At 48.8% G+C, this 11,368-nt stretch carries 10 protein-coding genes; 5 read left to right on the top strand and 5 right to left on the bottom strand.

Going from position 1 to position 11,368, the window contains the following annotated elements; genetic code table 11:
• The first annotated feature begins 334 nt into the window (after window positions 1-334).
• The 3 genes from DFP83_RS07485 to DFP83_RS07495 all read left to right on the top strand — a co-directional run bounded on the left by DFP83_RS07485 (window position 335) and on the right by DFP83_RS07495 (window position 2,902).
• Window positions 335-631 (top strand): hypothetical protein, encoded by a 297-nt coding sequence (locus DFP83_RS07485; RefSeq protein ID WP_110574429.1) that lies wholly within the window; start codon window positions 335-337, stop codon window positions 629-631.
• Between the two features lie 2 nt (window positions 632-633).
• Complete coding sequence (locus tag DFP83_RS07490) at window positions 634-930, top strand: hypothetical protein (protein WP_110574431.1); 297 nt, start codon at window positions 634-636, stop codon at window positions 928-930.
• A 103-nt stretch (window positions 931-1,033) separates the two neighbouring features.
• A complete protein-coding gene (locus tag DFP83_RS07495) occupies window positions 1,034-2,902 on the top strand; it encodes a DUF885 domain-containing protein (protein WP_110574433.1) in 1,869 nt (622 codons plus the stop codon).
• A gap of 26 nt (window positions 2,903-2,928) precedes the next feature.
• Here DFP83_RS07495 and DFP83_RS07500 read toward each other — a convergent pair whose 3' ends face one another.
• The gene (locus DFP83_RS07500; RefSeq protein WP_110574435.1) at window positions 2,929-3,825 is read right to left on the bottom strand and encodes a sensor domain-containing diguanylate cyclase; all 897 of its coding nucleotides are present in this window, start codon (window positions 3,823-3,825) and stop codon (window positions 2,929-2,931) included.
• A 107-nt stretch (window positions 3,826-3,932) separates the two neighbouring features.
• On the opposite strand from DFP83_RS07500, the gene DFP83_RS07505 reads away from it, so the two are divergent.
• Entirely contained in the window at window positions 3,933-4,382 is a 450-nt protein-coding gene (locus DFP83_RS07505) for a YaiI/YqxD family protein (protein ID WP_110574436.1), read from the top strand.
• An 80-nt stretch (window positions 4,383-4,462) separates the two neighbouring features.
• A complete protein-coding gene (locus DFP83_RS07510; RefSeq protein WP_110574438.1) occupies window positions 4,463-5,689 on the top strand; it encodes an NnrS family protein in 1,227 nt (408 codons plus the stop codon).
• 19 nt (window positions 5,690-5,708) lie between these two features.
• On the opposite strand, the gene DFP83_RS07515 is transcribed toward DFP83_RS07510, so the two are convergent.
• From DFP83_RS07515 to DFP83_RS07530, 4 genes are read right to left on the bottom strand one after another with little or no spacing between them, the layout of a single operon-like run.
• Window positions 5,709-5,987 carry a peptidylprolyl isomerase gene (locus DFP83_RS07515; RefSeq protein ID WP_110574440.1) on the bottom strand — a complete coding sequence of 93 codons (279 nt, stop codon included), beginning with the start codon at window positions 5,985-5,987 and terminating at the stop codon, window positions 5,709-5,711.
• A 35-nt stretch (window positions 5,988-6,022) separates the two neighbouring features.
• Window positions 6,023-7,198, bottom strand: a complete 1,176-nt coding sequence (gene iadA / locus DFP83_RS07520) for a beta-aspartyl-peptidase (RefSeq protein ID WP_110574442.1) — start codon at window positions 7,196-7,198, stop codon at window positions 6,023-6,025.
• Between the two features lie 2 nt (window positions 7,199-7,200).
• Complete coding sequence (gene yfcC / locus DFP83_RS07525; RefSeq protein WP_110574444.1) at window positions 7,201-8,616, bottom strand: putative basic amino acid antiporter YfcC; 1,416 nt, start codon at window positions 8,614-8,616, stop codon at window positions 7,201-7,203.
• Between the two features lie 11 nt (window positions 8,617-8,627).
• Entirely contained in the window at window positions 8,628-11,213 is a 2,586-nt protein-coding gene (locus DFP83_RS07530) for a TonB-dependent receptor (RefSeq protein ID WP_110574446.1), read from the bottom strand.
• Window positions 11,214-11,368: the final 155 nt, after the last annotated feature.

Genomic DNA, 11,368 nt, shown 5'->3' on the forward strand with positions numbered 1-11,368 from the left:
CGATCACTTAGCGTAAAAAGAGGGTTATGAAAAAGAACGGCTAACAGGTGATCGGATAACTCCGGAATCGCTGTTCGGAATCACCGAAATACGCAATTATAAGAGCCTCCTGAAGAATGAATTGAGCTGTTCAGTTTTCCATGGATGCTACTGGCTCCTAAACTGAGACATCCTTAATTAGAGATTTCTTCAATTATTAATACAGTAAGTGACGATGAAAAAATCATGTTTTACTCCGATAATGTCGTACATCTAGTATCCTTATTGATGAATCCAACCAAGTCCGTATAGTAAAAAGTAACTTAAACGTATTTATCTACCAGCAAGTTAACCCATGACTTATTACAACAAAAAAATCATCTTTACGGCTGCGAAGTTATCATTTATCAACCTGCTTTGGTTAATGGTGGTGATCGGTATTCCTATGCTTGTGTTCGCCGATGGGTTAAATTACGTCGAGCGAATATTGCTTTTTGTTTTGTTCACGCTCACTTTTTGGTCTTTGCTCTTCGGGTTCAGTCTTTTCTTCCACCGCTTGAGCCTCAGACATCCTAAGAATCGGCAGCTTTATTTAGCGCTAGGGGATGTCGATAAGGCAGAAAGTATCATAAACCACCTCAAGGCTTTTTAACCATGCCCCCAAAACACAAACACACCGAACGTGACATTATTCGTGTGCTGACCGAGGTCTGCGAGGATGCCAAAGTTGGGCATGAGGGTTTCGTATGGCTCACACACGAGGTGAACTATCAGCGCTTTCCACAGAGCTTAGTAGTGACCTTGGTGTTTGATGAGTATGTCAGTGAGTCGGCGATGTTGTCGGCTTTGGCCGCGTTAGTGCCCGAGGTGCAGCGCGCGTTGAAGCCCATCGTGGGTGTTGAGTTGCCTGCACGTCAGATAGAGGCGCGCTACGAACACACAATGCATTAAAACCGACTATACTCATCCCGGTTGGTGCCGCCGCCAGCGCAGTTGCGTTGACACCTCCTATTGTAAAGGTTATTAAGTTGTACAAACTTAAAGGAGAAAAACGATGTTCGAATATAAAAAAATCGCCTTAGCGGTGTCGGTGGTATTGATGACCACTGCGTGTTCTGACAACACAAATACCAGCACTCAGTCGACTTCGGCTGAGCAGCAAACGGCGTCGGCTGAATCGGCTCAACAAGAAACACAACAAACCGAGTCTGAAAAGGCGAATCAGCTGTTTGAAGATATCTTTATGGCGAATGTCATGCGCAGCCCGATGTATCAGTCTTACTTGGGTATTAAAGATGACCAAGATAAGTGGGACGACATCTCAGAGGAGCAGGCGCAAGAGGACTTGGCGCTCAACAAAAAGCATTTAGAACAAGTCAAAGCGATTGATGAATCGAAGCTCGATGAACAGACTAAAATCAGCTGGATGCTCATGAAGCAGCAGCTTGAAAATGATATTGCTGATTTTAAATGGCGTCATCATAACTATCCGGTTAACCAGATGTTTGGTTTGCACTCGAGCGTAGCTTCGTTGCTGATCAACCAGCATGGTATTAGCTCAGTGGACGACGCTGAGGATTACATCGCGCGTTTAAATGGTCTGCCGGCGCTGTTTGAACAGTTGGCTGAGAACCTCGAATTGCGTGCAGACAAAGGCATCATTGCGCCTAAGTTTGTGTACCCTTATGTGATTAGCGATAGCAAAAACATTATTACTGGTGCGCCGTTTGATGACGGCGAGGCAAGTGCGCTTTGGGCTGACTTTAATAAGAAGGTTGAAGGCTTAGAGATTTCGGATGAAGAGCGCGACCAGTTAATTGCTTCGGCTAAAACGGCGTTTTTAGAATCGGTGAAGCCAGCCTACGAAAATTTAATTGTTAAGCTGGAAGGTATTGAAGAGCAAGCGACGACCAAAGATGGCGCATGGAAGTTTCCTGATGGCGAGGCGTTCTTTAATAATGCCTTGCAACGCACGACAACAACGGATCTCACCGCAGATGAAATTCATGAAATTGGTTTGAGTGAAGTTGAGCGAATTCATGACGAGATGCGCGGTATTATTGAAAAGGTCGGTTTTGACGGCAGCTTGCAGGAGTTCTTCGTACACATGCGTAACAATGAGGACTTTATTTATCCGGATACGGAAGAAGGTCGTCAACGTTACTTAAGCGAGGCAAAAGCCATTATCGATGATATGCGCGGTCGCTTAGATGAGCTCTTTATTACTAAGCCAAAAGCCGATCTCATTGTTAAAGCGGTTGAACCGTTCCGCGAGAAATCGGCCGGTAAAGCGTTTTATCAACAGCCTTCGATGGATGGCTCGCGTCCGGGTACTTACTACGCGAACTTGTACGACATGGGCTCGATGCCAACGTATCAGATGGAGGCATTGGCTTACCACGAGGGGATTCCAGGCCACCACATGCAAATTGCTATTCAGCAAGAGCTTCAGGGGATTCCGAAGTTCCGTCGTTTTGGTCGCTATACCGCGTACAGCGAGGGCTGGGGCTTATACACTGAGAAACTACCGAAGGAAATCGGCCTGTATAAAGACCCATACTCTGACTTTGGTCGTCTAGCGATGGAGTTATGGCGTGCAGTGCGTTTGGTCGTAGATACAGGTATTCATGCGAAGCAATGGACGCGTGAAGAGGGTATCGATTTTTACGTAAACAACACGCCAAACGCGAAAGCGGATGCGGTGAAGATGGTTGAGCGTCATATTGTGATGCCAGGTCAGGCGACAGCGTACAAGATCGGCATGAACAAGATCTTGGAACTGCGTGAAAAAGCGAAGACCGAGCTAGGCGACAAGTTCGATATCCGTGAGTTTCACGATCGTGTACTCGGTAATGGTCCGGTGCCATTGAACGTGCTTGAACAGTTCATCAATGATTATATTGAAGAGAAGAAAAACGCTTAATTAAGCTCAATCAGCAGCGTTGCTGGCTATACAGCAACGCTGTTTCCTCCCCGCCGTTTGGCGTTATACATGGCTTGATCGGCGTGATGTAGCAGTTGCTCAATGCTGTGACCGTGCTCGGGCCACATGGCGACGCCAATACTGGCGGTAATTGGCAGCGATACGTGTTTCATGGTGTGAGGCGTTCGCAGCGCCGCCTGAATTTTATTGACTACCTTATCAATAGCGCGGTCAAGATGACGGGTGTGCGAAGCGTCAACCAATACAACAAATTCATCCCCACCGATGCGTGCCGCGGTGTCAGTATTGCGTATTGCTGATTGAATGCGGTTAGCCACTGCCTTTAACAATTCATCGCCTGCCGCATGACCGTATTGATCGTTTATATATTTGAACTTATCGAGGTCGATATACAGTACACCCAGTCCGCCGCCATCTCGTTCTGCACGCGCTTGAGCAGTACGAACACGATCATAAAACAACGCTCGGTTAGGTAGGTTTGTCAGTGAATCGGTGAGCGCCATATGCTCAAGGCGCTTAATGAGTGATTCGCGCTCGTGCTCTAAGGCACGTTGTGCGGTAATATCGCGTGCTACACCAATACGCATTTTGTCGCGCGCTGACCAACGCGCTGTCCAATGTAGGTGGATTACTGATCCATCTTTATGAATATAGCGATTTTCAAAGTGCAATACGTCGACACCCCTGTTAACTTGTTCGGCGCGCGCAAGTGTTTCTTCATGATGGTCAGGGTGCATAAAATCAAACATTGAGCGGCCAATCATTTCTTCGGGTTCGTAGCCGAATACTCGTTTTGCGCCAGGGCTTAGATAACTAAAGCGATGAGCCGGATCGACAACACAAATGGCATCTAGGAGTAGATCCATGTACTCGGCTAGGGCCGCAAATGCAGGTTTGTTCATAAGCCGCCTTAGGTTTTGTTAGTATGATTACTCTAAAACCTTATGTTTGCTTAGATTAGCTCGCCTGTCTATGTTTTCCAGTTTTTATTAATGAGTGACAAACGTTTATGAATATTTGGGTGGACGCCGATGCGTGTCCGACGGTAATAAAAGAGATTTTGTATCGCGCCGCTGAGCGCAAGCAGGTGCCGCTTATTTTGGTCGCTAACCAAGCGTTGCGCGTGCCGCCCTCTAAGTTCATTCGCTCAGTGCGCGTGGAGTCGGGTTTTGATGTGGCGGATAACGAAATTGCTGAACGCTGCGAGGCCGGTGATTTAGTGATCACCGCAGACATTCCGTTGGCTGCGGATGTGATCAAAAAGGGTGGGCAAGCGCTGAGCCCACGGGGCGAGCTTTACACCACAGAAAACATTGGCGGGCGTCTTAATATGCGTGATTTTATGGATACCATGCGCAGCAGTGGTGAACATACGGGAGGTCCTCCCCCTTTGCATGCCCGCGATAAAATGGCATTTGCGAATCAACTCGACCGGATTTTGACACAGCTCACTCGCTAATCTATTTCGACTGGCTTTAAAATACATTTTAAATGTATGATTACTCTATGGGGCTTAAGTAGCCAAACAAGGAGTAATCCATGCAAGTGACACACATGGAAGATGAAATGCGCCTAACGCCTTTGCTTCGTCAGGCGTTTCGACCGTTCTTTCTACTCGGCGCTAGCTTCAGTATCATCGCCGTTGGCTTATGGGTCGCTATGCTCGGTGGCTGGTTATCGCTTCCGGTCTACGGCAATATGTTATTTTGGCATGCACACGAAATGCTATTTGGCTTTGTCACGGCAATTATCCTCGGTTTTTTGCTAACCGCGGTGCAAAATTGGACGGGACAGCGAGCTACCCATGGTAAGACACTGTTGGTGCTCGTCATGCTTTGGAGTTTGGCGAGACTCGCGTTGCTGTTTGGTGCCTATTTGCCTGCACTTGCGGTCGTCATTATTGATTTAAGTGTATTGCCAGTAGCCGCACTGTTGTTTGCTCGTCTACTGCTTAAGGCGAATCAAACCCGTAATCTATTCTTTGTACCCATTCTGCTGTTGCTGACCGCAACGAATGCGATGATGCACGCCGGACTGTGGTTTGAGCATTATGCATGGCAGGTACAGGGCGCTTATGCTGCGATCTTTCTAATCACCCTGTTGATGAGTGTGATCGGCGGTCGCGTCATACCCATGTTTACCGCTAGTGGTATAGGTACTGCCCGAGTGAATTCGCTGCTTTGGTTAGAGCGCGCAGCACTGGGTTGTACGTGGTGTATCGCAGCGGTGTTTTTGTTCAGCCTAGATACCGTATTGCCGGGTTCTGTGCTGACGTTATTGTTTGCAGTCGCCTGTGTGTTCCACACTATCCGCTGGCTGCGCTGGCGCCCATGGATAACTTGGCGCGTGCCTCTGGTATGGTCTCTTCATGGAGCTTATGCGTTTATTCCTATTGGGTTGGGGTTGCTTGCTATCTATTACGCGCAAAGTGCAGGTTTATTGGTGACTCATATGCTTGTGGCGAAGAGCACAGCGCTTCACGCCTTAACTGTTGGTGCGATGGGCGGCTTGATCTTGGCGATGATGGCGCGGATTTCTCTAGGTCATAGCGGACATCCTTTAAAACCTAAACCGATGATGTCGCTTGCGTTCTTGGCGATTTTACTGGCTGCGTTAGCGCGTGTTGTTGGTATTGTATTGTTGCCTGAGGCAACGTTTAACTGGCTGCTCGTTGCGGCATTGGGGTGGGTGTTCAGCTATGGATTATTTGTGGGCGTTTATCAGAACATTTTACGAAGTCCCAGAGCGGATGGCCGCCCTGGGTAATCACTCTTAATTGGCTTGTTTAGCCGCGCGAGAGTGTTTTAATGAGGTGGTAACCAAATGCGGTTTTAACGGGGCCATGTACCTCAAGTGTTGGTTGACCAAATACGACTTTGTCAAAGGCGGGAACCATCTCACCGCGGCGGAACTCGCCTAAGTCACCACCATTTTTGCCCGACGGACAAAGTGAATGTTTACGGGCCAAGTCCGCAAACTTTGCACCGTTAGCGAGCTCTTTTTTTAGCCCCTCGGCTTCTGACTTTGTTTTAACCAAAATGTGTAATGCATGCGCGCGCGCCATGACTTTTCTCCTCTACTGATACTGTGATGAGTTTATCACATCTCATCAAAGTAGCCGCGAATCTTCATTTTACCTTCTTGCATGGCTAATTTGCCTTGATACCAGACGTGGCTTAACGCCAGTGTATCGGGGCAGAGCAAGTTAAGATCAGCATCCTTGCCAACAGCGATTGTGCCTTTAGTGCTAAGTTTTAAACGCTGCGCCGCGTTTTGGCTAGCAGCCATCAATACCTGATCGACGTCAACACCGTCACGAATCGCCTCTTGCACTGACTCAAGTAAACTGACCGCTCTGCCCACCTTTAGGCCGCGTAGTTTTCCGTGGCTATCAAAATCAGGCAAACTGGCATTGGCGTCGGTGCTGAGACTAATTTGTGTGGCTTGTACACCTTCACTCAGTAATTGAGCTAAGCATTTAGCTGCGGGAATCTCGCCCTCGGCAACTAATTCGGGGGTTGTCGAGCAGGTGAGATCGAGCATTAAACCGTGATTGGCGAGTTCAGCACCTTGTTCCATCAATGATTGATGCCGGTTCATGTGGGTAGGGTAAAACTGGTTTAAGTCGACATCATGATCGCGGCAACACTGCTCGATGATATTGAGCTGACTCGCTTCATCACCTACATGTAAAAAGGTGATGCCAGCTTTGCCACTAATCAGTCCACCCACTTTGGCCTCACTTGCGACACGAGCGAGTTCTGCGGCATTGAGCTGTGAGCCTCGCTTATCAGCAATCGCGAGCTCTCCGATACCAATGAATTTATCGATTAGAATAATATCGTCGCGCACAGTTCCCGTGACTGTGCGCACAGGGTATTCGTATGAGCCGGTGTAACAATAGGTGCTCAGCCCAAGGTTGGATAAGCCTCGGGCATTGGCAAGCATATCGCTGAGAGAACGCGTAGAGGCGTCTGTCCCAAGTCCGGATACCATGGTAGAGATACCTGCTTGGATCGCATCGGTTATCGGCATCACCGGTGTACGGGTGTGAAAGCCGCCTTCTCCGCCGCCACCATTGAAATGCGCGAGTGGATCGACAAAACCTGGCACTAACCAGCGTCCTTGAGCATCTATTTGGGTAACCGGTACAGCTCCAAATGAACCTTCGATCTGAGGTTCAATAGCGGCGATGCGTTTATCGGCTATTAGTACGTCACAGATGCCTAATTCTGATGGGCTCCATACGTGAGCGTTCTTTATCAACGTGAGCATGATTAGTTAAATCCTATTGATACAGCGGTAATAACGGTGATGAGCGCCAGTGTCATTATGACCAGTTGGAAGCGCCAAATGATTTTAATCCACTCACTCCAGTCGAGTTTTACGGCACCTAAACAGCCGATTAATGAGGCTGACGTGGGAATGATGATGTTAGTTAATCCATCACCCAACTGAAAGGTGAGTACGGCGACTTGCCGGCTAACTTCGACCAGATCCGAGAGTGGCGCCATCAGTGGCATGGTAAGAGCCGCTTGACCCGAGCCAGACGCGATGAAGAAGTTAAATACTGACTGAAACAGCAGCATTAAGCTGGCGCTCGTTGCGGCAGAGGCATCACCAATGAGTTCACTGGCATGGTAAAGCAGAGTATTGAGCGTAGAGGCTTGGCTCGGGTCATCGCCACCTAATAGCAATACTAGACCTTTAGCAAATCCAACGATTAGAGCCGCTGGCAGCAGATCTTGTGAGCCCTGATTAAAGGCGCGAGCCACGCCATTGGCACTCAGACGTCCTGCAATAATGGCGATGATGCCGACGCAAATGCCAATAACAAAAAATTGTGCGGCAATTTCTGGGATATAGTAGGCGCGCGCGGTTACGCCCCAAATGACCCAAATTAAGCCGATAAAAAACACGGATAAAATCGCACTATCGGTTTTGCCAAACTTTGATTCGATTAACGCGGCCTCAGACCGCGCTTGAGTATCTTTTGTGCGCTCAGCGTAGCGAAGCGTAAATATAAGCCCTACCAATGTGAAGATGAGCCAGGTGACCATGCGAAAGCTTGCCCCTGACATCAATGGTACCTCGGCGATACCCTGTGCGATGGCAACGCTGAATGGATTCATCCATGACGTAGCAAAGCCAATTTGTGTTGCAACATAGGTAATTAACACGGTTGTAGCGGCGTTATACCCGAGTGATCGCATCACCGGGTAGAGTACGAGGCAGAACGCGATGGCTTCTTCACCCATACCAAAGATAGCCCCCGCGAGGGAAAACATTAAAAACATCGTCACTAAAAACACGCGGTCAAAGCGTTGAGTTTTTTGTATTAAGTTAAGCACACCATGTTCGATAGCGGCTGTCTTTAGCACAATGCCAAAAGAACCACCAACGATTAAAATGAAGGCAATGACGCCAATTGCTGAGCCCCATTTAGTGCCCGAAACTAACCCTTCAAAAGCAACGTTTGCGAGACCGATTTCGCCCTTTTCAGCAAACAACGGAAGGTCTGTTTTCTCGCTTGTTTCATAACTAAAGCTGCCCGGTTCGATTGCTTGATTTTCGGGGTTTATCTGAAAACTCCCCGCAGGCACTAGCCATGCGGCTAGTGCTGCCAGTAAAGCGACGAAAAATAAGATGACCAAGGCATCGGGCATGGTCATCTTGATACGACGGTTCGACATAGTTTCGCCTATTAAAAGCTAACGGTATAGCGTAAACCGACCTCACGTCCCATCCAGTCATGGATTGACGAGGCGTAGCCGTTAGTGGGTGATGAAGCATAAGGTGGCTCCTCATCCAACAAATTACTGACCGTTAATAATAGCTTGTGATTCTCCATGACTTGGTAACCAAAACTGGCGTTCCATGTGAGCCATGAATCGACGGTATCGTTACCACCCCACTGAAAGTCGCCATCCCCCATACTGCTGACATAGTGACCGATCAGGCTGGCATCTATCGCGCCTTGATACCATTGAATGCCAAAGTCAGCGACAAAGTCGGGACGAGCGATTTCTGCGGCACCACTTAAGCGTCCTAGAAGATCTTCGGGCTCAGAGTCGGCAGTTGCCTTGCGCTCGTAGCTGAAGGTTTTGGTGGCGCTCACAAACAGCTTATACTGGCCCCAACGGTCGGTCTTTAGGTCGTAATCGGTGCTAATATCAACGCCGTCAGTGGTTTGTTCGCCAACGTTAAAGTACCCGGTACGCATATAGAATATGTCGCCATCCGCATCAACAACACAGCCAAATGCACCATTCAGCGCTTCGATGCTGTTGACGACTGGCGCACTTCCATTCACACAGGCATCGAGCGTTGTATTCGCATCGATATCAACAATATCCTCGTGGTCATAGCGCCAATAGTCGGCAGTAAACTGCCAGTTGTCCGTGATATTCCACGATACGCCCGTGTTATACGCAGTGGAGTTTTCGGCTTTGAGATTTGGGTTACCAATGGTTTCTTGATCGAGTTCAAGTTCACCCAAGGCTGCGCCGTTATCGCCGCACAAACTGGCGTATTGCGAACCCGGTTCGCAGTCAACATAAGCTGCTGACAGTGATGTACCTGCACCGAGCTGATTAAGCGATGGCGCTCTGAAACCGGTGCTCGCCGATGCTCTGAAAACGAGATCATCAGTTGCACGCCAGCGCACCGAGAGCTTCGGATTTACGTCGCCACCAAAGTCCGAGTAATGGTCATAGCGCAAGGCAAGGATAGTATCTATCGAGCTTGTGATAGGTACATGAAACTCACCATACACCGCATACTGATTACGATCGGCTTCGGCCTGACTTGCGCCGAGTGCGAAAACACCGTTGTTGGCGGCAATATCAGCAGGATTGTCGCTGATTTCCTCGGTACGGTATTCACCGCCGAATACAGACTTCACATAGCCAGCAGGCATTTCGAATAAGTCGCCGCTGAGGTTAAAGTCGATAGAAGCCAACGTCGATTCACCGCGGCGAGGTGCTAATGTGCGCAATGAAGCCAGTTGCTCTTCGCTATTATCGCGTCCTAGATTAAATGGATTGAACTGTCCCGCATTTGTCGCTGCTTCAACGGCCGCGACGGAATAAAATCCCGAGGTGTGTAAAATCTCATTCTCGGTTTTGCCGTAGGCTAAGGCTGTTTCCCACTGCCAATAACCGAGTTCACCACGCAAGCCTGTTAATACTCGATATGACTTGTCGGTGTAACTTTGAGTGCGTCTATCTGGGAAGCGAGAATCTACGTAAATTGGATCCGCGCTACCATCCTCTTGGTCTATTTCTTGTGCCCAAGCAGGAATCACCGATGAACCTGCCGGTACCGTTACGCTAAAGGCTGCGCCTGAATCATACGCATGGCCTTCGTTATGCTGATACATCGCTTCAGCAAAGAATTCTGTCATATCACCCAAGCGGTAGGTGTGGCTGACAGTCGCCCCCATATTATCGTAGTCGGGTTGAATCGCACGTTGGATTACGTAGTCGTAATCGCAGCGTTCCCCCGCTAAAGCCTCTCCGCCGTTGCAATAAGGTTCGGCGTACTCGGTGCCGTCGATATCCACAAAAGTGTTGGACTCATAAGTGACATCAATTGGTCTATCTGAATTGAATAATGCGTTTTGTTTTACCACGTCGAGAATGACAGTGGTGTTTGAGTTTTTGGTATTAAAGCCGCCGACATAGGTGGCGTTCACACGGCTAGCGTCTGAGCTTGCTGTGTCATCACCGTACATTAACGAGATTTCATGGCCCTCAAAATCATCACGTAAGATGAAGTTGATAACGCCGGCAATGGCATCAGAGCCGTAGATGCTTGATGCGCCGTCGGTAAGCACATCAACGCGCTCGATAGCAGCCATTGGAATATTGTTCACGTTAACAAATGAGTCTGAGCCATTGGCAAACGAACTGACGTTAACGCGACGACCGTTGACCAAGACCAGCGTTGAGCTGCTACCTAAGCCACGTAAACTCACGCCGGCTGAACCGGCCGGGGCGCCATCGGCACCGCCGACGTTGCCATTTGTCGTGAATGTGCCTGCAGTGGCTGCCTGAGGCAGATCGCGTAGGAATGAGCCTATGGTCAAATGACCGCGGTCAATGATGTCTTCTTGACTGAACATTTGGACAGGGTTTGCACCCTCCATATCAACGCCTTTCAAACGCGAGCCAGTCACTTCGATGGTTTCTAAATCTTGTTGTTCTGATTGCTGTGCCTGCTGCACAGCCGTAGCGACGGGTGATAGACAGAGTCCTGCACCGGCTAAGATTAAGCTCCACTTGGACATAAGAATCTCCTTTGTGGTTTTAATTATTGTTTTAGCCTGCCTGTTAGGCAGAAGAAATTTATGTCACGAGACCTGTCGATTGGACAGACTGCGGCTCATGAATAAGTTTACAGGGACCTTGAGTTAAGGTCAGATACGGAGGAGGTGATTTGACA

Source organism: Idiomarina fontislapidosi (assembly GCF_003226255.1).
Lineage (GTDB): Bacteria > Pseudomonadota > Gammaproteobacteria > Enterobacterales > Alteromonadaceae > Idiomarina > Idiomarina fontislapidosi.

Excerpts from the sequence above, each read along its gene's own strand:
- DFP83_RS07485 (WP_110574429.1), top strand. The coding sequence starts at position 335 with ATGACTTATTACAACAAAAAAATCATCTTTACGGCTGCGAAGTTATCA.
- DFP83_RS07490 (WP_110574431.1), top strand. The coding sequence starts at position 634 with ATGCCCCCAAAACACAAACACACCGAACGTGACATTATTCGTGTGCTG.
- DFP83_RS07495 (WP_110574433.1), top strand. The coding sequence starts at position 1,034 with ATGTTCGAATATAAAAAAATCGCCTTAGCGGTGTCGGTGGTATTGATG.
- DFP83_RS07500 (WP_110574435.1), bottom strand. The coding sequence starts at position 3,825 with ATGAACAAACCTGCATTTGCGGCCCTAGCCGAGTACATGGATCTACTC.
- DFP83_RS07505 (WP_110574436.1), top strand. The coding sequence starts at position 3,933 with ATGAATATTTGGGTGGACGCCGATGCGTGTCCGACGGTAATAAAAGAG.
- DFP83_RS07510 (WP_110574438.1), top strand. The coding sequence starts at position 4,463 with ATGCAAGTGACACACATGGAAGATGAAATGCGCCTAACGCCTTTGCTT.
- DFP83_RS07515 (WP_110574440.1), bottom strand. The coding sequence starts at position 5,987 with ATGGCGCGCGCGCATGCATTACACATTTTGGTTAAAACAAAGTCAGAA.
- iadA (WP_110574442.1), bottom strand. The coding sequence starts at position 7,198 with ATGCTCACGTTGATAAAGAACGCTCACGTATGGAGCCCATCAGAATTA.
- yfcC (WP_110574444.1), bottom strand. The coding sequence starts at position 8,616 with ATGTCGAACCGTCGTATCAAGATGACCATGCCCGATGCCTTGGTCATC.
- DFP83_RS07530 (WP_110574446.1), bottom strand. The coding sequence starts at position 11,213 with ATGTCCAAGTGGAGCTTAATCTTAGCCGGTGCAGGACTCTGTCTATCA.